A 22158-nucleotide genomic window follows, 5' to 3' on the forward strand; every position below is an offset into this window, starting at 1 on the left:
GATTAGATCCCTGAAACCCCTGTATCGTCCGCGTCGTCATCGGCGCCGTCGAGCGCGCCGATCTCCTCGAGGCGCCGGATTCCCTGCTCGGCCATGTACCAGGCCGCGATGTAGTCCGGCGTGTGCCCCTCAAGCCGCCCACCCTGGAGGGTCAGCGAGAGTGCGGCCTGGATGAAGTCCTCGGTCGGGCCGTGGCCGCGGTAGAACTGGATTCCGCCCTGTTCGACGAGCGTCCGCAATCGCGGGATTCCGTTCTCCCACGAGTGCTTCCTGCCTGTGGTGGGGATGCCGGTCACCTTCGCGCGCAGCGACGGACTAAACTCGACGGCGTCGTTCGCGACGTACTGCTGCATCCCGTTCGACTCGATCACGACCACGGCCGGGTCGAAGCGGTCGTCGAAGTCCATCAGGGTCGCGCGGATCTCGCTGGGCTGCATGCCTTGGGCGGCGTGGGCGTCCAGGAGGCGTCGGCGGCCATCGCGACCGACGCGGAACGCGACGAACGCCGCCAGGTCGCCCGTGTCGCTCTGCGCGGGGTCGTGCGCGACGACGGTCGCCTCGCCGGCACCAGGCGTCAGCTCCCGTGGAGGTTCGCGGCCACGGATCGAGCAGCCGTCGTCGTCGACGAGCTGGTCGACGTCGCTCTTCTCGATGAGGTTCCCGCTCGCGCCCTGGATGGTGAGGGTGTACTCGCGCCAGAAGAGGTAGTCCGCCATCTTCGTGCGCTTGTCCGCGAGCCACTCTGGGCCGCGAGCCTCAGGCCAGAGGAGTTGGAGCGTCTCCCCGTCGCGCCACGGACTGTTGACCTCCGTGTAGTACGCGGGATCGGGGCGGCGGGCCTGCCAGTCGTCGTCTTCTCGGAACTCCTGGTCCCACGTGTCGAGGATGGCGGGGAACTCGCGGAGCGCGTAGCCTTCGTAGTCGCGGTAGTGGTTGTAGATGTCGTCCGGGCGCTTCCGGGTGCCGACCATCACGGTGCGACCGTCGTCCTTGACCATCGGCTGGGCGACGCCGTCCACCCAGTTAAGCACGCTCTCGGTCTCCCCGTCACCCTGCTCCTTGATTATGTCGTCCAGGATTAGGAGATGCGCGCGGGCCCCCTCGATTGCGCCCTTCAGCCAGCCCGTCGTGAGCGATGAGCCGTTCGCGAACTCCTTGGTCTTCTTCGAGTCCGTGTCCCGGGGCTTGTTGAGGTTCAGCAGCCACGGATTTCGGTCGATGAACTTGTTGAGTTCGCGGTCGGCCTTCTCGTAGGCCTGATCCATCGTGTTCATCGCCCAGATCACGCGGTAGCCGTCGAGGTACTCGAGGCACGCCACCGCGAACGCGGTGATGATCGTGGTCTTCAGGCCGTCGCGGTGACAGAGGAGTGCGAGGTCGCCGTCGACGTCGGCCTCGCCGGCCAGGTGTCGGAGCCACTGTTCGTGGTGGTCGCCGAGTGGACTCCAGTCGTCGTACTCCGCCTGCATGTAGCCTTGGGTGAGTTTGTTCGCGAAGTCCAGCCAGCACCCGTGCTCGAAGGGGTTGTACGCCGCGCGGATCTCCGCACGCGACAGCTCCACCTCCGTCTGCGAGGGGTCGCCGGCTGTGCTACTCATTGGTGTCCTCCTGGAGGGTTGCTTCGCGGATGGCCGCGGCAGTCTCCTCGGGGAGCTCCACGGAGTGATCGACGTCGCCGTCCACCTGCATGTTGATGTCCGTCTGGTAGACGCCGAGGACGTCCGCCTTCGCCTCGAGGTGCGAGCTCTGTTCCTGGCGCGCCATCGCCTGCCCCTTGAGATCGGGCTGGTCGCGACGCACCCCGCAGAACTCGCTCGTGTACTTCGGCGACCCGTCGATCGCCTTCACCGGCATCGACTCGCCAGGATGAACCTGGCGACGCTCGTCGGTGAACCGGATGATGACGTCCCGGGGCTCCGCCCACTCCAGGTAATCCTCGTCCTCTGGGTCGACGCGCTCCCAGCCCGGCGCCTTCACTGGGCCGTCGGCGTCGAGCGGGACTTGCTGGGTCTGCGGGACCACGCGCTTGATCGGCTCGTCCTCGGTGGCCTGGGTTTCGGCGTCGCGAGCGCGCTGGTACATGCGCTCCTCGCGCTCGGCGACCTGGAGGCGGACGTCCGCGTTCTCCTTCTCGATCTGCTCGATGACCGCCTCCTTCGGCTCCTCGTTGAGGTAGCCGCGGATGGTGGATGCCGCGTAGGAGCCGATTCCCTCGGCCTCGAAGCGCTCCTGGATGTCACTGACGTCGAGGTTGTCGAGGTAGTGCCATTTGAGGGCGAGCGTGACACGGCGGTCGCGGGTTGACATGGTAGGGGAGAGTGTTCTGGGGTGTTCTGACTGGACTTATACTTTAAGTGGCTCTCGAGTCAGCCGGTGATCCGCCAGGGGAGGTCGGCTTCGGCGTCCTTGGTGCGGCGTTTCGCCTCGGTCGCGCAGGGTCCGCAGGCGTCTTCGCCGTCGACCGAGTGGGGTGCGTCGAAGAGCCCGCTCTCGCGGCAGTCCTCGACGAGGCGGAGTGAGCATTCCCACATGGTTACTGGAAGCCGCGGGGGTCGAGGCCGTTCCCAGCGTCGTAGGCGTCGGTGACCCAGGCGGTGGCGTCCTGCATGTCGACTTCGCGAAGGTGTGCTCGTGGGTGCTGGAGTGGTGCGGGTTCCTCGTGGGCGTCGATCGCGACGTGGTCGCCGCGGTCCCAGCCTCGGATGTGGAGTTGGCGGTGTGGGTACTCGAGGCTGGGGTCGTAGAAGTAGCGTCGCGCGTTGAGATCCTCGCCCTTGTAGTGATAGGAGAGGAGCCAGCCTGGTTCGTAGGACTGCTGCCCGAGCGCCACTCGGACGTCCTCGAGGTTGCCCTGGATGGCGCCGAGGGCATCTATCGGGGGCTTCGGCGTGCTGAAGAAGCGCCGGCGAAGGTGGTAGCCGAGCCGGCGGAGGGCGCGCCACGGGAGACTCGACAGGGGGACGCGCCCCGTCTTCCGGTAGTGGCGGGCGGCGCCGGCGCTCCCGGCGAGGGCGGTCGCGACGGTCGCCGTCAGGTCGGGGTGGGCGAGGAGCCAGATGAGGACGTCCGCGGGGGTCACGATCTGTCTCCGTCGTCGTTGTTCTGGGTGGGGCCTTGGCCTTCGATGAGGTACTCGATGGATTCGGGGCCGACGATGATGGCGCCGGTGATCGCGAAGGCTGTCATGGGGTCGGCGCCGAGGTGCATCGCGTAGATGCCGGCGATGGCGCCGACCAGTTGGACGAGTGCCTTCAGGGTCTTGAACGTCTTGAGCGTCATCCGGTATCGGCTCCGTAGGCAGTAGTCGAGGCGCGAGTTGTACTCGGCGAGCTCTTGTTTGAGGGTTGGTCTGTGCGTGGACATGGTCGCATCCGTCAGGCCCGGAGGCGGAGTTGAACCGCCTGCCGCCCAGGGGTGGAAGCCATGATCAGAGAAGGAGTCTCGGGCGGTGTCCGGTCTCGGTCCGGGTACTATGGTGGTGTCAGTAAGTCACAACCGCTTTGCTTCTGGGTGATCTATTATGGGGGATGACCTCGCTGGACCAGCTTTTTGACCTCCTGAGCAAAGAACGGTGCCGGTACGCCCTCTACTACCTTGAGGAGCAGGAGGGCCCGGTTTCCGTAGGGGATCTAGCAGCACAGGTCGGCGAGTGGGAGGCGGATCCAGGGCAAGTGCCCATCACCGAGGAGAAGTTTCGGGATGTAAAGGTGGAGTTACACCACGATAGCCTCCCGAGAGTCAGCGAGGCCGAATATGTCAGGTATGACGCCGATGAAGGGGTTGTTGAGATTACTGACGAACCGCCTGATTTCAGGGCGATAACCTCAGTTGCGAAAGTCATCGAGCGTCCAGACCGGAATCCGTAACAAATTCTCCAAAACCGGAATGGCCGGCGCGGGGTTTCACCGCGCGTCGCGGTCTCTCGCGGTCGCATCCCAGGTTATCCCCGGGGCAGCGCCACTCAAGTGCGACGCCCAGTCGATTGCCGACCCGTGGCAGGCAGCTGGTCCTGTGAAGAAGCGGTCGCGTGTCGTGACATGCGAACCCGACGTCCAGGGATGATGGTTCGCCGCGGCCGCCTGCCTCGATCGCGGGAGCGGTCAGTAGCCCTCGGGCCGTGCGATGTGGAAGCCACGCGTGGCCGTCATCGGGATGCCAGTCCGCGACCGTGCTTGATGCCGAGCGCAGCGGCCGCCCGGAAGATGTCCATGTCCTTGCCAGCGTGCTCGTCCAGGGACTTGCCGTGACGGACGGCCGTTCGCATCGCTCGCTCGCACACCAGGAGCCCATGCTCCTCGAGGCGCCGGGCGAGGGTGGACACACGCGCGAGTGCCTCCCGTCGGGAGAGCGTCTCCGAGGGTGACCGGCCCGCGATCGCGCCGCACTCTCCGCAGACGGTCCGCGGGGGGTACGTCGAGAGTTCGCCGTGCGTGCCGGTTGCCTCTAGGACGAGGTCTTCCATCCCGTCGTCGTCCTCGTTGTCGGTGTTGAAGCGGAGGCGGGCTCCGGTCTCGCCGTGCTCGACTTCGTCGTGCCCGCTCTGGCCGGCGCCGACACGGCGGTGGTCGCGCTTGATGACGGCGAAGCACGAGTTGCAGACGTCGGGCTCGTCGAGGACGAGCTCGTCGAACGCTTCGTCGGGCTCGAAGCCGAGACTTGAAGGTTCGGGCACGAACTCGGTGAGTGCGGTCTGCTGGCTGGTGGTGGTCGTTGACATCTCGGAGAACGGACGCAGGGCTATCTGGGAGCCCGCCGCGTCACAGGTGGCCTCGACGACGGACTGTGTCGGTGCGTCGTTACCAGATGATGGTGGATTGTGTGGCATAAGCGTTAGGAACCCCCAGTTCTCCCCCCTCCCCCGTCGGGGGATTCAGAGGGCGCGTAGCTCTTCCGCGGGCGCATGGTGCCGGGTTCGAGTCCGTCGCACTGCTCGAGGTCGCCCTGTTTGGTGAGGTCGCGGAGACGGTCGGTCGCGGTGGCGTGGGCGATCCCGAGGTGGGATGCGACGGTCTGTGGGGCGACGCCGCCCTCGGCACGGTCGCGGTTCTCGGGGTCGGCGTACAGCTCCTCGACGGTCTGGATGATCTCGTGGTCGTGTGTGGTGTTGGGCGCTGGCATCTGGGGTTGCTGGGTTGTCTCGATCCGCGTGAGTTTGCGTCAGAATCTGACGACGAGGAGAACGTCCGCGTCACCAGCTCGACGCGTCGATTCCACGACGCTCCGCTACGCTCTCGCTAACGCACCCACCGCTACCGAACACATGTTTACAGAGAGTGGTTGGGTGGAGGTTAGAGCATGTCGAGAGGCGGAGGTTTCCCGACCCGTGATCGAGGCATCTGTTAGGCCCCCTCCTCGCTATCTTTCGTCGTCAGATTCTGACGCACCTCTCCACCCGTCGCATCAGACAGATCCATCACCACGCAACTCTGCTGGTTCCGGCGCTCGCCACGCACGAACTGGATGCTCTCGACTGGCTCCAGCGACGTCGCCCCGTTGATCGGGCGATAACCGAGCTCGTCGTGGTCGCTCGACGCGTCGTGTCCGTCCGCGGCACGCTTCATCGCGTCCAGGACCGTGTCGCGGTGGAGACCGCCGCCAAGACGCGAGTCTACGCCGTCTCGCGTGAGGGTGGCCTCGCCAGAGTCCTTGCTGGACGCCTTGTTGTAGAGCGTCTGCCGGATGATCCGTGCCCGCCCGTCGGGATCGTCGGCGGTCCCGCTCCCATCGCTACGGACCATCGCGACACGTTGCTCGAGATCCGTGACGCGCTCGTCGAGGTCACGCGAGCGCGTCCACACGTCAGTCATCGAATCAGCGTCCACCGCAGTGGAGACGGTGTCCTCGCCGACGATGACCTGGGCGAGCTGGCGATTCTGCTTGTGGAGGGCATCGGTGAGCGCGGCGAGCTCCGTCACCTGCGATTCGAGCTTGTCGACGCGCTCCCGGAGTTCGCCCTGGTTGGCCTGGCCGTCCGATTCTGACGCCGGGTCCTCGGACGTCTCATCCTGGGCCTCATCCCCTGGGCTTGGACTGGACGCTGGCTGCTGGTCCGCTTCGACTGGCTCCGGCTCAGGGGCTGGGTCGGGTGCCTCCTGTTCGCGGCGCTTGTGGAACGGGACGTCTCCGTCGGACGAATCGTCCTCGGCGCCGTTCGTGGTGTCCTCAGTGGTATCAACGTCGACGTCGTCGACGGCGGGGAAGTCCTCGAGGACGACGCCAGTGGTGTCGCCGGACGCGAGGGCGTTCTGGATTGCCCTCCCGACGAGGCGCTCGGCGGTGGCGTCGTCGACGTCGGAGTAAGCGTCGGCGATCTGCTCGACCGTGGTCTCCGGGGTGAGCTTGACCTTGCTGCTGTCGACGCGACGCTCCCACGCCTCCAGGGGCGTCTCGTCGTCGACGGCCGGGTCGAAGTCTATGCTGAACGTCATCGGGCGACCACCTCGTCCAGGCGGTGGACGCGATTGCAGTGCGGACACTCGACGCGGGCGTCCTGAAGCCGCCAGCCTGGTGCGATGATCCGGCCGGTGTCGGGGCAGACCATCGTTGGCGTGCAGCCCGTACGGGCGCTCATCGGGGCACCTCCTGCTCGGCGGTCGTGGTGCTGGTTTCGTCGACGAGGTCATTCCCGCAGTCTTCGCAGCGATAACAGCAGTCGCCTCGGTGGCCACAGGCGGGACACTCGATCATGCGGCCACCCCGCTCCGGCTGGTGACGGCTTGAGAACTATCTATTGCGTGATGTGATTCATCAGGCCCGTAATGCCTTCCTACTGGCGTTTTCTCTCGAGATGCCGCGTTGAATTGTAAGCAGAACGAGAGAAGCCAGGAGGGGGATTCGAACCCCCGAAGTCTCGATTACAAGTCGAGTGCATGAACCGCCCATGCTCTCCTGGCGCGTGATTCACTCTCCGTCATTGCCCTTTGTATCCGTTTCGACATCGAGTCGCTTCTCGACGACGACGCGGTGGTCGCCGTAGCCCTCGCGCTCGTAGAACGATCGCGCGCGGTCGTTCGCCGCGAGCACCTGGAGCGACACCGCCTCGACGCCACGGAACGCGAGTTCCGCCTCCGCCGCCGACAGCAACCTCGCACCGACGCCCCGACCACGCCACTCGCTCGCGACGTAGAGATTCTCGACCGCACCTCGGTCCACGTCCATCTCGTAGCCGTCCGGGTCGACGGCGAACGTCACGAACCCCACCACGTCCGGCAGCGACGCACCGTCCTCGGCGTCGTCGCCCGATCCGGACGCCAGCACGTCACCCGATCCAGGGCGTGCGACCAGACACGTGTCCTCGACGAGGTGATGCGCCATCGACTCGCGGATGCGGTCGCGGTTCGCTGCGGCGTGCAAGTGCGAGCCGTGCTGGCGTTGTTCCGCCGCGAGCGCCACCCACGCGTCCACGAGCGCCGTCAGGTCGGCTGTCTGCGCCCGCTCGACGCGCATCCGCTACGCCTCACGCGCCGCGGGTGCGTGACGGAGCGCCTCGACCGCCGGCAACTCGCCGTTCGTCAACATCTGGAGGCAGGCACCGCCACCCGTCGACAGGTGATCGAACCCCTCCAGGTCGAACTTCCGGATGGCCGCCGCGGTGTCGCCGCCGCCGACGATGCTGTACGTCGGGTTGCTCGCGGCCGCGTAGAGCTCTCGCGTTCCGTTCTCGAACAGCGAGTCCTCGAACACGCCAGCCGGCCCGTTCAGGACGACGGTCTCCGCAGACTCGAGGACGTCGCGGTACATGCGGATCGTCTCGCTCCCGACGTCCATCGCCGCCTCGTCCTCGCGACCCGGGAGTGCGTTCAACCCGAGTTCGTGGCGTTCGCCGTCGCGTTCCACGGCGACGTCCTGCGGGAACCGGATTGCGTCCCCGTGCGCATCGAGGAGGTCCGCCGCCCGATCGATCTCGTCCCAGTACCCCTGATCGTAGATGAAGTCCGAGGAGGCGTCGCCGACGTCGACGCCGTCCGCGAGCAGGAAGACGTTCCCGACGACGCCCGTCGTCAGGACCGAGTCCGCCATCCCGGACTCGAGGACGTCCCACGCCACGTCGATGGAGTCACTCACCTTCGCGCCCCCGAGCAAGTACACGCGCGGGCGCGGCGTCTCGTCGACGTTCCCGAGGACGTCGATCTCGGCCTCCATCACGCGACCCATGTAACTCGGGAGGTGCTGCGGGAACCCGACGAGCGACGGCTGGGAGCGATGCGCGGCCGCGAACGCGTCGTTCACGTAACAGTCGAGGACGGGAACGAGGCCGGTGACGAGGTGCGTGTCGCCCGCCGCCGCGGGCTCGAACTCCATGTACTCCTCGCTGTAGAAGCGCGTGTTCTCGAGGACGAGCACCTCGCCGGCCTCGAGCGCGTCGACGCGATCGCGAGCCTGCTGGTTGCAGGTCGCGTCGAGGTAGGAGACGGGTGCGTCGAGGAGGTCGTCGAACCGGTCGGCGTGCGGCCGCAGTCGCCCGAACTGGTCGCCGCCAGGGCGACCCTGGTGGGCGAGGACGACGACGCGGCCGCCGCGGCCGGCGATCTCTGCGAGCGTGTCGTGGTGGGCCTGGAGGCGCGCGTCGTCGGCGAGCGCGCCGTCCGCTTCGAGTGGACTGTTCACGTCCACGCGGACCGCGACGGCGGCACCGTCGAGGGTGGCGTCGTCCAGGGTCTCCAACGGCATGATTGGGGTTCCGCGGGGGCCGGTGAAAGACCTTTCTTTGTTCGACCAGGGGATATGACAGAAGCTACCGAGGGGTGTGACAGCACGCTGAACGAACGACCGGTGACGGCGGCGGTCGTACGGGTCCTTCGTGGGGGTATTCGGCAGTTCTGGGCGTCTCGCTGCCGACGGTCGGTTCGACGGACCGTCGAGAGATCTCGTCTGAATCTGATACGTCCTGTCCAGGAGCGGCTGTCGTGACCGCCTCGCAGCCACCGGGCAGGCGTCAGAAACCCGACGTAGTAAGCGGGCGGAATCGAATGGGCCGGAGTTCGAAAAGCGCCGCACTCACAGCCACCAGCTATGCGCTTTTCCTGATAGGTCGGGCAAGACTTAACTATCTCCTTGTCGCGCATTCTTTGTAAGACACACACATGGGAGCATCCGAATCGGTAACCAGAGGCAGAGAGCTCATCCTCGAGAAGCCGATGACAGCCGCGCTCGTCTTCATCGGCGTCGTCCTGCTGCTGGACATGCTACGCCAGCTCGTCACCGGTGACCTCGCCATCTCCGGCGTCATCGGCCTCGTCAAGGACGGCCTCATGCGGGGGCTCGTCATCGGCCTGGCGGGCATCGGCCTCTCGATGACGTACAGCATCCTGAACTTCGCGAACTTCGCGCACGGTGACTACATCACCGCCGGCGCGTTCTCCGGCTGGTCCGTAACGTACCTCATCGCCGGCGGATTCGGCGCCGAAGCGAACATCGGTTCGCTCGCGCTCGTCGGTGCAGGCGGCTCCGTCTTCGGTGGCGCGCTCGGCATCAACGTCGTCGACACGCCGATCGCAGTCCTCGTCGGGCTCCTGGTCGCCGGCGGACTCACCATCGGCCTCGCGCTGTTCATCGACCGGTTCATGTTCAAGCCGATACGCGACGCCGGCGGCATCCCGCTGCTCATCACGAGCATCGGCGTGGCGTTCGCGCTCCGGTACCTCATCCTGTTCGTGTTCGACTCGAGCACGCGCGGCACGACCGCCGCCGGGAGCGTCCCCGGCATCCGGCCGCTCGTCCTCGACGGTACCGTCCCGCTCACGCTCCACGACGGCTTCCTCGTCCTCGTCGCGGGCGGACTGATGCTCGGCGTGCACGTCCTCCTGCAGCGCACGAAGCTCGGGAAGGCGATGCGTGCGATGTCCGACGACGAATCGCTCGCCCGCATCACGGGCATCCCGACTGAGCGCGTCGTCCGCTCGACGTGGATCATCGGCGGCGGCCTCACCGGCATCGCGGGATACATGTTCGTGCTCTGGAAGGGCACCCTGAGCTGGAACGACGGCTGGCTGCTGCTCCTGCTCATCTTCGCAGCGGTCATCCTCGGCGGCATCGGGTCCGTCTACGGCGCGATCCTCGGCGGCCTCGTCATCGGCCTCACGGCGTCGACGGCCGTCATCTGGATCCCGTCCGGGTTCGCGCGCGCTGCCGCGTTCGTCGTCATGATCCTCGTCCTGGTCGTCCGTCCACAGGGGCTGTTCTCAGGGAGGTCGACAGCATGAGCGACACCGAAGACGGGGGTGGGTACGGGCAGTCCGAGGAGGAGCAGCGAGCCGTCGTCATGGGCATCGACTTCGGGAACGACTCGAACATGCTCATCACGCTCCTCGTCGGCGTGTTCGCGCTCTACCTGATCGGCGGCGTCGTCATCGGTCTCCCGTTCCGCGGGCTCATGAACCAGATCGGTCAGTTGACGTTCTGGATCGCGGTGTTCGCGATGGCGGCACTCGCCCTCAACCTCCACTGGGGGTACACGGGCCTGTTCAACATCGGTATCGTCGGGTTCATGGCGACCGGCGTCTACATCACCGGCGTCCTCTCCAAGCCCGTGTTCGGGTCGGGGACGAGCGCCGCCGAGGTCGGCGGCTTCGGACTGCCGCTGATCGTCGGGATCGCCGGCGGGATGGCCGCGGCAGCGATCCTCGGCCTCATCACTGCGCTGCCCGCACTCAGACTCCGCGCGGACTACCTCGCGATCGTCACGATCGCGCTCTCGGAGATCGTCCGGTTCTCACTGCTCTCGGACACCCTGAGCGGCGCGGACGTCGCCGGCTACCGGGTCGGTCTCGGTGGCGGTGACGGCCTCATCCTCGACTACGGCGACCCGCTCGAGATCTTCGTTCGCACCCTGAGTTACCCGTTCGACTTCGTGTTCGGTCAATCCGGGTGGCTCTGGGAGGAGGTGTACATCAACGGGATCGTCGGGTTCGTCAGTAACTACATCCCGACGAATCCAAAGCCCGTCGTGGACAACTTCGCGTACGCCGCGTTCCTCCTGGTCGTCCTCGGCGGCTTCTACCTCCTCATCACGCGGATCGGGAGTTCGCCGTTCGGTCGCGTCCTGAAGGCGATCCGCGAGGACGAGGACGTGACGAACGCACTCGGGAAGAATACGAACGTCTTCAAGATCAAGTCGTTCATGGTCGGCTGTGCGCTCATGGGCCTCATCGGCATCCTCTGGTTCGGGACGCAGGGGTCGGTGACGCCGAACACGTTCCGGCCACGGATCACGTTCTACATCTGGATCGCACTCATCATCGGCGGTGCCGGGTCGAACACCGGGAGCGTCATGGGTGGCGCGATCTTCGCCGCGTTCCTCTTCCAGGGACCGCGGTACTTCAAGAACATCGTGGAGACGGTGCTCGGCAACCCGCCGGCACCGTCGAGCTTCGGGCAGGCGCTCCTCCCCATCAGCACGAGCGGGGACGTCTTCCCGCTGCTCATGTACACGCTGGACTCGATCCGGCAACTCCAGCTGTTCCTGATGGGCGCGGTCCTCATCGTCCTCATGCACCGGCGCCCCGACGGCTTGCTCGGTCATCGCAAGGAGGCCGCGGCGAGCATCCCGCTCGGGCGGCCCGGGAAGAAGCAGAAAGAGGTCGCGACGGACGGAGGTGAAGAGCAGTGAGCGACACCGAGTCCTCCGACGCGCCCGACGGCGACGGTAGCGTGACGGTCCCGGACGCCGAGTCGGACGTCGAACTCGACGCCGCCTCAGGGACGGCGGACATGGCTGACGTCCCACTAAAGGTTCGGGACCTCCGGAAGACGTTCGGCGGCATCACCGCCGTCGACGGCGCCAGCTTCGAGATCGAGAAGGGCAGCATGACGGGTCTCATCGGGCCGAACGGTGCGGGGAAGTCGTCGACGTTCAACTGCATCACGGGCACGTACACGCCGGACTCCGGCGTCGTGGAGTTCAACGGCGAGGACATCACGGGGCTGGAGCCGTACGAGGTCGCCGAACGCGGCCTCGTGCGGACGTTCCAGATCGCACGCGAACTCTCGGAGATGACGGTCCTCGAGAACATGATGGTCGCGCCGATGCACCAGCGCGGCGAGTCGCTCTGGCGGTCGGTGTTCTCCAGGGACGACGTGAAGGCTCAGGAGTCGGAGATCCTCGAGCGCGCGTGGGACACGCTCGAGTTCTTCGACATCGAGCACCTCGCGAACGAGTACGCGGGGAACCTCTCCGGCGGGCAACGGAAGCTCCTCGAGCTCGCGCGAGCGCTCTTGACGGACCCGGAGATGCTGCTGTTGGACGAACCGTTCGCGGGCGTCAACCCCACGCTCGAGGAACGGCTGCTGGAGCACATCCACGAACTGCGGAACCAGGGGTACACGTTCCTCATCGTCGAGCACGACATGGACCTCATCATGCAGAACTGCGAGAAAGTCATCGTGATGCACCAGGGTCGCATCCTCACGGAGGGGACGCCCGAGCACGTCCGGAACAACGAAGACGTCATCGAGGCCTACCTCGGAGGTGAGGTATGAGCGACGACGCGACCGCGGACGCGACGGACCAGCCGGCGAACGCGAACGAGCCGGCGGGGTCGCCCGCGGACTCGACGTCCGGGACGAACGCGGCGACGGACGTCACGTTGTACGAGGACAGCATCCTCTCCGTTCGCAACCTGGACGCCGGCTACGGCGACCTCCAGATCCTCACGGACGTGGACCTGGACGTGAACGACGAGGAGTACGTCACGATCGTCGGCCCGAACGGCGCGGGGAAGTCGACGGTTATGAAGTCCGTGTTCGGGTTGACGAGCCACATGGGTGGAACCGTCCAGTTCCAGGGCGACGACATCACGGCGATGCGGCCGGAGAACATCATCCACCTGGGTCTCGGGTACGTCCCGCAGAACGACAACGTGTTCGGGACGCTGACGGTCCGCGAGAACCTGGAGATGGGCGCGTACATCCTCGACGAGGTCCCCCAGGACGCGCTCGAGGAGGTGTTCGAGCGCTTCCCGATCCTCGAGGAGCGCCAGACCCAGAAGGCGGGGACGCTCTCGGGCGGTCAACAGCAGATGCTCGCGATGGGGCGCGCGCTCATGCTCGACCCGGAGCTGCTCCTGCTCGACGAGCCGTCGGCCGGACTGGCGCCGGACCTGGTCGCGGAGATGTTCGACAAGATCGACGAGATCAACGAAGCCGGGACGGCGATCCTGATGGTCGAGCAGAACGCGAAGGAGGCACTCAGTCGCTGCGACCGCGGGTACGTGCTCGTCGACGGGAAGAACCGCTACGAGGACGAGGGGACGACGCTCCTGAACGACCCGCAGGTCCGCCAGGACTTCCTCGGCGGATAGCAGTTCAGCCGCCGTTCGCGGCGACTATAACGGAGCCGTCCCACGCCGCGACCACGGCGCGGCGACTGCCAGTTCGCGACCTCGACGCGGTGACTCCGGTCGCGATGCAATCGCCGTTCAGTTCTCGACGATCGTCTCAGCTTCTTCGGTCGTCGTCTCTTCCTCAGTGGTCGTCTCTGCTTCTTCGGTCGTCGTCTCTTCCTCAGTGGTCGTCTCTGCTTCTTCGGTCGTCGTCTCTTCCTCAGTGGTCGTCTCTGCTTCTTCGGTCGTCGTTTCCTCCTCAGTGGTCGTCTCAGCTTCTTCGGTCGTCGTCTCTTCCTCAGTGGTCGTCTCGGCTTCCTCGGTGGTCGTTTCCTCCTCGGTCGTCGTCTCTGCGTCTTCGGTGGTCGTTTCCTCCTCGGTCGTCGTCTCGTTCGCCGGTTCGTCCTCGCCGGGAAGCTGGAGCGAGAAGGTGGCGTCTTCGGTGACGAGAACCTCGAACGGCGTCTCTGCGGGCGCATCCTCGACGTTCAGGTAGCCGACGGCGAACGCGGAGTACGCCTCGCCGGCGTCGAGGGAGACGTTGGCGGAGTAGACGACCGGTCCGTCGTCGGTCGCGGTCGCGGGCCGAATCTCGACCGTGTAGTTCCCCGCCGGCACGGCGACGTAGTCAGAGCCGTTCTGGAACGTGACGTTGTCCGCGAGGACGACGCTCCCGTTCGCGGCCGTCACGTCGACCGCCGGAGCGTCCGGCGAGAGGTGGACGACGCTGATCGCGCTCGTGTCGTTCGCGGGCGTGAACGCATCGTCCTGGTAGCGGACGGGCTCGAAGGACGTGTTCGCGCCCTCGCTAATCTCCCCGGACGCAGCGATCGTGGTCACGGTCCGCGGTTCGAACGCCACCTCGTCATCGAAGACGACCGTGCTCGCGTTCTCCGCGGCAACGATGCTCACGTTGTACGTCCCCGCCTGGAGTTCGAGGTACTCGCTGACCGTCCCGAACGAGACGTTCGACGCGACGGTCTCGTTCTCGACGCGCACGTCGACCGCCGGCGCGTCAGGCGAGGCGTGCAGCACGCGGACGAACGTCGAATCCTGGGTCTCGCCGACCTGCGTCACCTGGTTCGCGTCGGCGTTCGACGGCGCCGATGTCGTCGCGAACGCGACGCTACTGCCGACGAGTCCGACGGCGATCAGTATGATCAGTAACTTCCGTGACGTTGGTGTCGATAGCACACGTACGACAGAGAACGGCGCTACCTTTGTTATAGAGCGATAAGGCGGACTCCGATTTCGAGCACTCCAGCATAAGTGACCGATACCAGAGATGCGGTGTAACGCCGTCTCGTGCGCCCGCGCCCCGCGGTCGAACGCGAGTCGGTAACGCGCCGTTCATTCCACCCTCACGAGGGATTTCGCTCAGCCACCAGTCCAGGGCTGCGACTATCTCGTCCGGACCGAACGGGCGAGTAACGCGACCGTATCGAGCCACGGTCCCTCGACAGCGACCGCTGATCCCTCGACAGCGACCGCACCTGAAGACTCGGGGCGTGCGAGGGCTGCGTACTCGGCGAGGCCGTCGCTCCTGGAGACCAGCGGTCGAAAGAAGTACGGGATTCGGTGCGTCGAGTCGTCGCGCGTCTACTGCGAACTCATCGCGTCGCTGACGACGGAACTGTACGAGGACTCGCCCTGGTTGAACGCGGTCTGACGGAAGACCTCGCCGTCGAACTCGTCCTCGAACACGCCCGAGAACCGCTCGGAGAGCTGCTGGCCGTAGTCGTTGTTGACGTACAGCGTCGAGCAGGTTTCGGCTTCGAGCTCCTCGGACGCGAGCTGGGCCATGACGCGACCCTGCAGGCGGTCCGAGGGCGCGGTCCGGAAGATGAAGTCGTTGTCCTCGAGGTTCGTCACGGACAGCGCGGTCGAGGATGGCGAACAGCCGACGATCTCGTTCGGGATGAGAACCTCCTGGCTCACCGGGACGTTCACGCCGGAGGACGCCGTCCCACAGATGTAGGGGTACCCGGCGTTCACAAGGGAGTTCGCCGCGGAGACACCGGACTGGGAGTTCGTCTCCGTGTCCTCGAGTTGCGTGTCGACCGTGAGGTCGATGTCGGCGTCGTTCACCTGGATCGCGGGGATCTGTGCGGCGTTGATCATCGATTCGCCCGTCGATGCGAGCGCGCCCGTCTCCGGCAGGAGGATTCCGACCATGATCTCGCGACCCATACCGCCGGGCATCTCGTCGGCCGACGGCCCGGCACCGTCGGGGTTCGAGCCCTCGAAGTTCGAGGTTCCGGTCGTCTCCGTACCGCCGCCCTCGACGAACTCCCACGTCGCGTACGCGGCAGAAGCGGGGTCGCCGTTCTCGTCGAAGTTAGTCGAACTGGACGCTCCCTGGTAGTTGATGTTCTCGCCGTTCGCGGCCGCCTCGACGCCCTCGACGAAGTTGCCGGGGCCGACCTCCATCCCGCCGGGGTTGCACACGTTCCGCATCTGGTCGCGGATCGCCGGCCCGGAGTTCTCGCCGGCTGCGGCGTTCGCGAGGATGCCGATCGCGGTCGAGTCGTACGACTGCGAGGAGAACACGCCGGGCGATTCGCCGTACTCGTCCTCGTACAGGCTCGTGTACGCTTCCTGGTTCGGGCCGCCCGCTGCCGGTGCGGTCCCGGTGATGTTGCTCATGTCGTTCCCGACCTGACCCGGGAGGTCGCCGTCGCGGAGGCCGTCCGGGATGAGGATGTCGGTGTCGTCGCTGTAGGAACTGTAGTAGTCCCGGAACAGCTGGATGCCGTCCTCTGGGTAGCCGACGACCGTGAGCATGTCCGGACCACCGCCGCCGCCACCGAGCCCACCGATACAGCCGGCGGTGCTCGCGAGTCCAGCCGCTCCAATGCCACTCAGTACGTCACGTCTTCGCACGTTCCGTGCCATGAGACACGATTACAAACCCCGGTGTAATAAGTCTGACCCCCGAAAACCACGGGCCGTGCGGGGGTTCGTGGAGCACGAATTATCTAGGGTTGTAACCGCGTACGCACGTGTCTGGTAAACTCACCGACGTGAACTGGTGCAGGGACCGAATTCCATTGCGGCCAGCGAGCGCCCGTCGTCGCGGTTCCGCGGCGACGATTCGACTCCGGCGATCGGACGTCGACTGGCGGACGTCGCCGGTCAGACGTCGACGCAGTTGTCGCAGACGAGCTGGCCGTTGCGGTCCGTGAGCGAATCCGAGAGCGCGCCGCAGACCTCGCAGATGCTCTGGGGATCGTACGTGGCGTCCGCGCCGGGCGTGCTCCGGTCGTCGACGAGCTCCATGCCGCCGTTCTGGATGAGGTCGCCAGCGGTCGGCTCGGTACCGGATTTGCTGCCGGTCGGGCTGCCGGCGGCGCGAGCGCCGAGGACGTCGTTCGCGGAGAGCACGCCGAACAGTTCGTCGTCGTCGGTGACGACGAGGTGCCTTATCGTCTCGGAGCCCATGCGGTCGGCGGCGACGTCGAGGGACTCCGCGGCGTCGACGGTGACGACGGGGTCGCTCATGATGACGCTCACCTCCGTGTTCGTCGGGTCGCCGTCCTCGGCGACGAGGCCGACGACGTCGCGCTCTGTGACGATGCCGACGGGCTCGGAGCCCCGGAGGACGACGGCGCTACTGGCGTCGTCGTCGTACATGAGTTTCGCCGCGCCACTGACGGAGTCGGTCTCCGTGACGCCGACGAAGTTTCGGGCTGCCACGTCACGAATCGACACGTCCGCGTTCATACGTGAACGATTGGCACGGTCGTTCTAAAAGGTACCTCCAGCAGACTTAAGCACGCACCACCGGAATTCGTATGGGCGTCGACCCGGAGCTGCGTCGATCGCCGCCGATCGCCGTCGATCGCCGTCAGTGGAATTCGACGGTCGTGTTCTTGGCGCGGCAGTCCTCGAGCGCGTGCTTGGCGTCCATCCCGGCCTCGTGCGCGGTGGGGCCGGAGCCGACGCCGACCTTGAGTTCCACGTCGGCGTCCTCGCGGACGTGCTCGATGGCGGCCTCGTACTCGCGCTCGTCCATGTCCGGGCAGGTGGCGATGACGTTGTCGCCGCCGACGAAGAACGCGAGCGCGTCGTGCTCGGTGTAGAGCTCTCGCATGAGCGACGCGTACCCCTGCTCGATGTGCGTGAACACCTCGAACGCGTCGAGTTCGTCCGTGTACTTCTCGGTGGCGTCGTTCACGTCGAAGTGCGCGACGTGGACGTCGTCGTCGCGACGGTGCTCGTCGCCGACCGTTCGGCCGGCGAGCACCTCGCGCCGGGACTTGTCCTGCGCGCTCCCCTCCTCTTGCACGAGTGCTGTGGAGTCCGCGAGCGCCTGCGCGGGCGTGACGCCGGTGGCGACGGCGACGCTCAGCGTGACGGGGTAGCGGTTCCGCACCGACTCCTGGAGGAGTTCGTGGTCGGCCTCGTCGAGGCCGTTCGTGACCGCGACCATGTTGTCGAAGCGCGTGAAGAAGACGTAGCCGTCGCGGTTCCCGACGAACTGCGAGAGATCGGCGTACAGTCGCGACTGGAGCGTCTGGAGGTCGACCTCGCGGCGCGGTTCCGGCGTCACCGTCCAGGGCCCGTAGTTGTCGATCTGGAAGAGAGTGACCTGTGTGTTCGTCACGTTGGCGTGGTCTAACGGAGCCCGTGGCTTAAGTCACCCTAAACGGAACGTCCGCGAGACGCGAGTGGCGAGTGCGAAGCAGTCGGTGATTTCCATGCGAACGCCGCGTGCGGCGCCGTGGCCGGGGTATACTTGTAGGACGACCCCGTACGTTTCGAGAATCACATGACGGAGCGTCCCCGGATCCTGGTCGTCGACGAGCCGGGTGTCGTCGACGACCTCGCAGTCGCGAGCGACGACCGAGCGACGTCGGTCGCGTTCGAGCGCGCGACGTCGGCGAGTGCCGCCGTGGACGCACTCGAAGCGGAGAATCCACCGGTGGGAGTGGTGACGGAGTACGACGTTTCCGACGACGCGTTCGCGGACGGCGTGGCGCTCGTCGACGACATCCGCGACCGATCTACCGTCCCGGTGGTCGTCTACACGGACGGCGGATCGGAATCGGTCGCGTCGCGTGCGACGGTCGCCGGCGCGAGTGCGTACGTCTCGAAGGACGGCGCCGACGCCGCGGCGAACGTCGTGGACGTGCTCGCGGACGAACTCGGCGGCGTCGACCGGACGCGCGAGAAGATCGAGACCCTGCACGACGTCGCGACTGACCTGGCGGCGTGCGAGACCGAGGCGGCGGTGTACGAGCGGACGATCGACGCCGCCGAGCAAGTCCTCGAGTTCGACCAGTGCCTGCTGGACGTGATCCGCGACGACCGGCTCGTCCCCGTCGCGAAGTCCTCGGGGCTCCCCGAGGGCGGCGCGCAGGAGGTGGCGATCGACGCGGAGAACGTCGCCGCTCGAGTCGCCCGGACGCGCAAGGCGACGATCAACAACGACTTGAGCGAGGTGACGGACGCGGACCCGGCGGAGATGACGTACCGGTCGGGGTTCACGGTCCCGGTGAGCGACGTCGGCGTGTTCCAGGCGGTCGCGGAGGAGACGGCCGCGTTCGACGCCGACGACCTCGAACTCGCGCAGTTGCTGGCCGCACACGTCGCGGAGAGCCTCAAGCGCGTGCGGAACCGGCAGGACCTCCGCGAGGAACGCGACCGGTTCGCGGCGCTGTTCGAGAACGTCCCGGACCCGGCGGTTCGTGCGTCGTTCGGCGATGACGGGACGCTCGCGGTGGATTCGGTGAACGCGGCGTTCGCGCGAACGTTCGACTGCGACCAGGACGCGGTCCGCGGACGGGCGCTCTCGACCGTGGTCGAGGCCCCGAACGGGTCGGACGTCGGCGCGTTCCTCGACGTGGAGGCCGACGGGGAGGCGGTGGCGCGCGAGGTGCAGCGGACGGCCGCGGACGGCGTCCGGGACTTCATCCTGCACGTCATCCCGATCGACGGTCGCGCGGACGAAGTGTACGGGATCTATACCGACATCACGGAGAACAAAGAACGTCAACGCGCGCTCCAGCGGCAGAACGACCGCCTGGACGAGTTCGCGGGCATCGTGAGTCACGACCTCCGGAATCCGCTGAACGTCGCGGAGGGCCACCTCGTGAACTACCGGGAGACGGGCGACGAGGCGAGTCTCGACGAGGTGTCGGCCGCCCACGAGCGGATGCGGTCGCTCGTCGACGATCTCCTGGACCTGGCACGGTCGGGGGACGTCGTCTCCGAGACGTCGTCGGTCGTCCCCGGCGAGGCTGCGCGTCGCGCCTGGGCGTCGCTTCCCACGCCGGACGCCGAGCTCGTCGTCGAGGAGACGACGCCGGTACTCGCGGACGTCGGCCGGCTCGTGGACGTGTTCGCGAACCTGTTCCGGAACGCGCTCGATCACGTCGGCGACGCGGTGACGGTCCGCGTCGGCGACCTCCCCTCGAGGGATGGGTTCTACGTCGCGGACGACGGTCACGGCATCCCGGAGAGCGAGCGCGAGGCGGTCTTCGAGACGGGGTACACGAACGCGACGGACGGCTCCGGGTTCGGGCTCGCGATCGTCGAGCAGGTCGCGAGCGCGCACGGCTGGACGGTGTCGATCGTTGACGGCGAATCGGGCGGTGCGCGCTTCGAGTTCCGTGGCGTCGACCGGCCCGGGACGGAGTAGCCGGCGTCTTCGCTGGGTGGAGGCCACGCTGGGTGGAGGCCACGCTGGGCGGCGAAGCGCCGAACGGAGGACGAGAGACCGCGTTTAGGCGTGTTTGACGTTCGATTCGCCCGCCTTGGGCTGGTACTCCCAGAAGTTCCCGGAGCGCATCGCGCGCCCGACGGTCTTGTGGAAGTCCACGATGTCGTCGAACTCGCCCTTGTCGACGTGCTCGAAGACGTCCGCGACGCTCACGATCCGCTTGTGGTTGAGGCGGACGGGTTCGTCGCCGTGTTCCTCCACGAACGCCGCGGCCGTCAGCGGGAAGTCCTCGTCCTCGTCGAGTCGCTTGGCGAGGATCGCCATCCCGTACTTCCGCATGCCCTCGCTGCCCTCGTCGCCGTCGGGGTCGTGCGGCCAGTCTGTCATGCCCGAACGTCCGGATGGGAGGCGCAAAAGGGTTTCTCTCCCCGGCGCGCTGGCGGCCCGCGGCGCATCGGTCCCTATTGGATTTGGCGTGTGACTTGGGGAAGTGAGCGCAGTACGTCGAGGTACGATGTCGAGGACCGTGTTGCCGTCCGGCGGACAGGGGGACGCGACGACGAACCACGAGGCGATCCGCCGCTGGGCAGCGGCGCGCGACGCGACGCCGGCGCGGGCGGGTCCGAACGCCGAGGGCGTTCTCCGCTTTACGTTCCCGGACACCGATCGCTTCGCGGCGATTACCTGGAGCGAGTTCTTCGCGACGTTCGAGCGCGAGCGCCTCGCGTTCGTCTACGAGCCCACGGACGACGCGAGTCGCTTCTACAAGTTCGTGGACCGAGACGCGGTCTGAATCGGTCTCGAGGGCGAGCGGTCCGCGGTCGGTCCCGTCGGGCGCGCGACGTCAGTCGTCGCCGCTGGCGCGCGGGCGTTCGCGGTCGCCGAGCAGTTCCTCGTGGTGTTCGTCGAGGAGCGGGGCGCGGCCGCGGGGGCCGGTGGGTGCGTCGCCGAACTTGATTGGGCAGCCGGCGACGGTGACATCGCGGTCGGCGCCGGGCTGGGCGACGTCGGCGAGCATCCCTCGGTCGGCGACGTGCGGGTCGTCGAAGACGTCGGCGGCGTCCTGGACGGGGGCGGCGGGGACGCGACCGTCGAGGCGGTCGACTATGTCGTCGGCGTCGTGCTCGCGGGTCCACGCGGCGATTTCGGGGCGGAGGTCCTCGCGGGCGCGGACGCGACTGGCGGCGTCGGGGTAGTCGGCGGCGAGGTCGGGGCGGTCCATCGCCTCGCAGAGCGCGCGCCAGTGGCCGTCGGAGAACGCGGCGATTACGACGTACCCGTCGTTCGCTTCGAACGCGTTGTACGGGAACAGCGTCGGGTGACTGTTGCCCTGACGCGTGAGGACGTCGTCGTCGTACGAGTAGTGGTAGACGGCGCGCTCGCACATGGAGACCATCGCGTCGTACATCGCGGTGTCGACGTAGCTCCCCTCGCCGGTGCGTTCGCGGCGGTGGACGGCGGCGAGGATGCCGACGGCCTCGAGGACGGCGGTGAAGAGGTCGCCGATGCCGGGGCCGACCTTCGTCGGCGGACCGTCTTCCTGGCCCGTTATCTCCATGACGCCGCCGAGCGCTTGCGCGACGAGGTCGAAGCTCGGCTGGCCTTGCCTGTGCGTCTCGCCCGTGCGCGGGTCGCCAAAGCCGCGGATGCTCGCGTAGATGAGCTCCGGGTTGACCTCCCTGAGGGTCTCGTACTCGCAGTCGAGTCGTTCCATGGTGCCGGCGCGGTAATTCTCGACGACGACGTCCGCGGATTCGACGAGATAGAGGAACTCCTCGCGGTCGGCATCGTCGCCGAGGTCGAGTTCGACGCTGCGCTTGCCGCGGTTGACGCTCTGGAAGTAGCCGCCGTAGGGTTCGTCGGCGGCGTCGCCGACGTGCGGGGGGTTCGAGCGGATGAGGTCGCCGCCGGGCCGTTCGACCTTCACTACGTCCGCGCCGAGGTCCGCGAGGAGCATCGTGCAGTACGGGCCGGCGAGCACCTGCGTGAGGTCGACGACGCGGAGGTCCGAGAGCGGGCCGTCGCCGCCGTCGTGGCTGGCGTCCGCGGCGGCGTCGTGGCTGGCATCCGCGGCGGCTTCGCCGTCGGAATCGCCGTCCGCGGCCGCTCCGTCGTCGACGTCGCTTGCTGGCATGGCCGGTTCGCACGACGGCCCCAGGCAAAAACCTTCCCTAT

General features: G+C 66.9%; 24 protein-coding genes and 1 tRNA gene. 7 read left to right on the plus strand and 18 right to left on the minus strand.

Annotation, left to right across the window (positions count from 1 at the left end; all coding sequences use genetic code 11):
• Positions 1-2 precede the first annotated feature (2 nt).
• Genes G9C85_RS02700 through G9C85_RS02720 form a run of 5 tightly spaced genes read right to left on the minus strand, consistent with a single transcriptional unit; the run spans position 3 to position 3363 of the window.
• The gene (locus G9C85_RS02700) at positions 3-1598 is read right to left on the minus strand and encodes a hypothetical protein (RefSeq protein WP_166036676.1); all 1596 of its coding nucleotides are present in this window, start codon (positions 1596-1598) and stop codon (positions 3-5) included.
• Entirely contained in the window at positions 1591-2307 is a 717-nt protein-coding gene (locus tag G9C85_RS02705; RefSeq protein WP_205254298.1) for a hypothetical protein, read from the minus strand. Before G9C85_RS02705 ends, G9C85_RS02700 begins: the two co-directional genes overlap by 8 nt.
• Positions 2308-2366: 59 nt before the next feature.
• Positions 2367-2531: a hypothetical protein gene (locus tag G9C85_RS02710; RefSeq protein WP_166036678.1), complete on the minus strand. Its 165-nt coding sequence runs from the start codon at positions 2529-2531 to the stop codon at positions 2367-2369.
• Positions 2532-2533: 2 nt separating this feature from the next.
• Complete coding sequence (locus tag G9C85_RS02715; protein ID WP_166036681.1) at positions 2534-3079, minus strand: hypothetical protein; 546 nt, start codon at positions 3077-3079, stop codon at positions 2534-2536.
• The gene (locus G9C85_RS02720; protein WP_166036683.1) at positions 3076-3363 is read right to left on the minus strand and encodes a hypothetical protein; all 288 of its coding nucleotides are present in this window, start codon (positions 3361-3363) and stop codon (positions 3076-3078) included. Before G9C85_RS02720 ends, G9C85_RS02715 begins: the two co-directional genes overlap by 4 nt.
• Positions 3364-3527: 164 nt before the next feature.
• On the opposite strand from G9C85_RS02720, the gene G9C85_RS02725 reads away from it, so the two are divergent.
• Positions 3528-3866, plus strand: coding sequence for a hypothetical protein (locus G9C85_RS02725; RefSeq protein WP_166036685.1), 339 nt, complete (start codon positions 3528-3530; stop codon positions 3864-3866).
• A gap of 278 nt (positions 3867-4144) precedes the next feature.
• Here the strand turns inward: G9C85_RS02725 and G9C85_RS02730 are convergent, their stop codons facing one another.
• The 7 genes from G9C85_RS02730 to G9C85_RS02760 form a co-directional block, all read right to left on the minus strand.
• A complete protein-coding gene (locus G9C85_RS02730) occupies positions 4145-4717 on the minus strand; it encodes a hypothetical protein (protein WP_166036687.1) in 573 nt (190 codons plus the stop codon).
• Positions 4718-4830: 113 nt separating this feature from the next.
• A complete protein-coding gene (locus G9C85_RS02735) occupies positions 4831-5118 on the minus strand; it encodes a hypothetical protein (protein WP_166036689.1) in 288 nt (95 codons plus the stop codon).
• Positions 5119-5339: 221 nt separating this feature from the next.
• Positions 5340-6428, minus strand: a complete 1089-nt coding sequence (locus G9C85_RS02740) for a hypothetical protein (RefSeq protein ID WP_166036690.1) — start codon at positions 6426-6428, stop codon at positions 5340-5342.
• Positions 6425-6571 carry a hypothetical protein gene (locus G9C85_RS02745; RefSeq protein WP_166036691.1) on the minus strand — a complete coding sequence of 49 codons (147 nt, stop codon included), beginning with the start codon at positions 6569-6571 and terminating at the stop codon, positions 6425-6427. Before G9C85_RS02745 ends, G9C85_RS02740 begins: the two co-directional genes overlap by 4 nt.
• 248 nt (positions 6572-6819) lie before the next feature.
• Positions 6820-6893 (minus strand) — tRNA-Thr (locus G9C85_RS02750).
• 7 nt (positions 6894-6900) lie between these two features.
• The gene (locus G9C85_RS02755) at positions 6901-7446 is read right to left on the minus strand and encodes a GNAT family N-acetyltransferase (RefSeq protein WP_166036692.1); all 546 of its coding nucleotides are present in this window, start codon (positions 7444-7446) and stop codon (positions 6901-6903) included.
• A gap of 3 nt (positions 7447-7449) precedes the next feature.
• Complete coding sequence (locus G9C85_RS02760) at positions 7450-8670, minus strand: phosphoglycerate kinase (protein ID WP_166036693.1); 1221 nt, start codon at positions 8668-8670, stop codon at positions 7450-7452.
• 413 nt (positions 8671-9083) lie between these two features.
• Between G9C85_RS02760 and G9C85_RS02765 the strand changes: the two genes are divergently transcribed.
• From G9C85_RS02765 to G9C85_RS02780, 4 genes are all read left to right on the plus strand, one after another.
• Positions 9084-10202, plus strand: a complete 1119-nt coding sequence (locus tag G9C85_RS02765; RefSeq protein WP_166036694.1) for a branched-chain amino acid ABC transporter permease — start codon at positions 9084-9086, stop codon at positions 10200-10202.
• A gap of 59 nt (positions 10203-10261) precedes the next feature.
• Positions 10262-11608, plus strand: coding sequence for a branched-chain amino acid ABC transporter permease (locus G9C85_RS02770; RefSeq protein ID WP_166038922.1), 1347 nt, complete (start codon positions 10262-10264; stop codon positions 11606-11608).
• A 101-nt stretch (positions 11609-11709) separates the two neighbouring features.
• Positions 11710-12477, plus strand: a complete 768-nt coding sequence (locus tag G9C85_RS02775) for an ABC transporter ATP-binding protein (protein ID WP_166038923.1) — start codon at positions 11710-11712, stop codon at positions 12475-12477.
• On the plus strand, positions 12474-13298 hold the full coding sequence (locus tag G9C85_RS02780; RefSeq protein WP_166036695.1) for an ABC transporter ATP-binding protein: 825 nt from the start codon (positions 12474-12476) through the stop codon (positions 13296-13298). Before G9C85_RS02775 ends, G9C85_RS02780 begins: the two co-directional genes overlap by 4 nt.
• Before the next feature lie 117 nt (positions 13299-13415).
• Here G9C85_RS02780 and G9C85_RS02785 read toward each other — a convergent pair whose 3' ends face one another.
• The 4 genes from G9C85_RS02785 to G9C85_RS02800 form a co-directional block, all read right to left on the minus strand.
• A complete protein-coding gene (locus tag G9C85_RS02785; protein WP_369680761.1) occupies positions 13416-14513 on the minus strand; it encodes a DUF4397 domain-containing protein in 1098 nt (365 codons plus the stop codon).
• Positions 14514-14918: 405 nt separating this feature from the next.
• The gene (locus G9C85_RS02790; protein ID WP_166036697.1) at positions 14919-16214 is read right to left on the minus strand and encodes an ABC transporter substrate-binding protein; all 1296 of its coding nucleotides are present in this window, start codon (positions 16212-16214) and stop codon (positions 14919-14921) included.
• Positions 16215-16454: 240 nt separating this feature from the next.
• Positions 16455-17042, minus strand: a complete 588-nt coding sequence (locus tag G9C85_RS02795) for a cyclic nucleotide-binding/CBS domain-containing protein (RefSeq protein WP_166036699.1) — start codon at positions 17040-17042, stop codon at positions 16455-16457.
• A 124-nt stretch (positions 17043-17166) separates the two neighbouring features.
• Entirely contained in the window at positions 17167-17925 is a 759-nt protein-coding gene (locus G9C85_RS02800; protein ID WP_166036701.1) for a GTP cyclohydrolase III, read from the minus strand.
• 165 nt (positions 17926-18090) lie between these two features.
• Between G9C85_RS02800 and G9C85_RS02805 the strand changes: the two genes are divergently transcribed.
• On the plus strand, positions 18091-19962 hold the full coding sequence (locus G9C85_RS02805) for an ATP-binding protein (protein WP_166036703.1): 1872 nt from the start codon (positions 18091-18093) through the stop codon (positions 19960-19962).
• Between the two features lie 84 nt (positions 19963-20046).
• Here G9C85_RS02805 and G9C85_RS02810 read toward each other — a convergent pair whose 3' ends face one another.
• Entirely contained in the window at positions 20047-20370 is a 324-nt protein-coding gene (locus G9C85_RS02810; protein WP_166036705.1) for a DUF5785 family protein, read from the minus strand.
• 127 nt (positions 20371-20497) lie between these two features.
• On the opposite strand from G9C85_RS02810, the gene G9C85_RS02815 reads away from it, so the two are divergent.
• A complete protein-coding gene (locus tag G9C85_RS02815; RefSeq protein ID WP_166036707.1) occupies positions 20498-20776 on the plus strand; it encodes a hypothetical protein in 279 nt (92 codons plus the stop codon).
• A 51-nt stretch (positions 20777-20827) separates the two neighbouring features.
• Here the strand turns inward: G9C85_RS02815 and mct are convergent, their stop codons facing one another.
• A complete protein-coding gene (gene mct / locus G9C85_RS02820; RefSeq protein WP_166036709.1) occupies positions 20828-22117 on the minus strand; it encodes a succinyl-CoA:mesaconate CoA-transferase in 1290 nt (429 codons plus the stop codon).
• Positions 22118-22158: the final 41 nt, after the last annotated feature.

The organism is Halorubellus sp. JP-L1 (assembly GCF_011440375.1).
In the GTDB taxonomy this organism is placed as follows: Archaea; Halobacteriota; Halobacteria; order Halobacteriales; family Natrialbaceae; genus Halorubellus.

What these genes read in the sequence shown, in the direction of transcription:
- G9C85_RS02730 (WP_166036687.1), bottom strand. Translation starts at nt 4,717, where the DNA reads ATGTCAACGACCACCACCAGCCAGCAGACCGCACTCACCGAGTTCGTG.
- G9C85_RS02720 (WP_166036683.1), bottom strand. Translation starts at nt 3,363, where the DNA reads ATGTCCACGCACAGACCAACCCTCAAACAAGAGCTCGCCGAGTACAAC.
- G9C85_RS02810 (WP_166036705.1), bottom strand. Translation starts at nt 20,370, where the DNA reads ATGACAGACTGGCCGCACGACCCCGACGGCGACGAGGGCAGCGAGGGC.
- G9C85_RS02765 (WP_166036694.1), top strand. Translation starts at nt 9,084, where the DNA reads ATGGGAGCATCCGAATCGGTAACCAGAGGCAGAGAGCTCATCCTCGAG.
- G9C85_RS02700 (WP_166036676.1), bottom strand. Translation starts at nt 1,598, where the DNA reads ATGAGTAGCACAGCCGGCGACCCCTCGCAGACGGAGGTGGAGCTGTCG.
- G9C85_RS02705 (WP_205254298.1), bottom strand. Translation starts at nt 2,307, where the DNA reads ATGTCAACCCGCGACCGCCGTGTCACGCTCGCCCTCAAATGGCACTAC.
- G9C85_RS02740 (WP_166036690.1), bottom strand. Translation starts at nt 6,428, where the DNA reads ATGACGTTCAGCATAGACTTCGACCCGGCCGTCGACGACGAGACGCCC.
- G9C85_RS02775 (WP_166038923.1), top strand. Translation starts at nt 11,710, where the DNA reads ATGGCTGACGTCCCACTAAAGGTTCGGGACCTCCGGAAGACGTTCGGC.
- G9C85_RS02790 (WP_166036697.1), bottom strand. Translation starts at nt 16,214, where the DNA reads ATGGCACGGAACGTGCGAAGACGTGACGTACTGAGTGGCATTGGAGCG.
- G9C85_RS02755 (WP_166036692.1), bottom strand. Translation starts at nt 7,446, where the DNA reads ATGCGCGTCGAGCGGGCGCAGACAGCCGACCTGACGGCGCTCGTGGAC.
- G9C85_RS02735 (WP_166036689.1), bottom strand. Translation starts at nt 5,118, where the DNA reads ATGCCAGCGCCCAACACCACACACGACCACGAGATCATCCAGACCGTC.
- G9C85_RS02770 (WP_166038922.1), top strand. Translation starts at nt 10,262, where the DNA reads ATGGGCATCGACTTCGGGAACGACTCGAACATGCTCATCACGCTCCTC.
- G9C85_RS02745 (WP_166036691.1), bottom strand. Translation starts at nt 6,571, where the DNA reads ATGAGCGCCCGTACGGGCTGCACGCCAACGATGGTCTGCCCCGACACC.
- G9C85_RS02815 (WP_166036707.1), top strand. Translation starts at nt 20,498, where the DNA reads ATGTCGAGGACCGTGTTGCCGTCCGGCGGACAGGGGGACGCGACGACG.
- G9C85_RS02710 (WP_166036678.1), bottom strand. Translation starts at nt 2,531, where the DNA reads ATGTGGGAATGCTCACTCCGCCTCGTCGAGGACTGCCGCGAGAGCGGG.
- mct (WP_166036709.1), bottom strand. Translation starts at nt 22,117, where the DNA reads ATGCCAGCAAGCGACGTCGACGACGGAGCGGCCGCGGACGGCGATTCC.
- G9C85_RS02805 (WP_166036703.1), top strand. Translation starts at nt 18,091, where the DNA reads ATGACGGAGCGTCCCCGGATCCTGGTCGTCGACGAGCCGGGTGTCGTC.
- G9C85_RS02725 (WP_166036685.1), top strand. Translation starts at nt 3,528, where the DNA reads ATGACCTCGCTGGACCAGCTTTTTGACCTCCTGAGCAAAGAACGGTGC.
- G9C85_RS02780 (WP_166036695.1), top strand. Translation starts at nt 12,474, where the DNA reads ATGAGCGACGACGCGACCGCGGACGCGACGGACCAGCCGGCGAACGCG.
- G9C85_RS02795 (WP_166036699.1), bottom strand. Translation starts at nt 17,042, where the DNA reads ATGAACGCGGACGTGTCGATTCGTGACGTGGCAGCCCGAAACTTCGTC.
- G9C85_RS02760 (WP_166036693.1), bottom strand. Translation starts at nt 8,670, where the DNA reads ATGCCGTTGGAGACCCTGGACGACGCCACCCTCGACGGTGCCGCCGTC.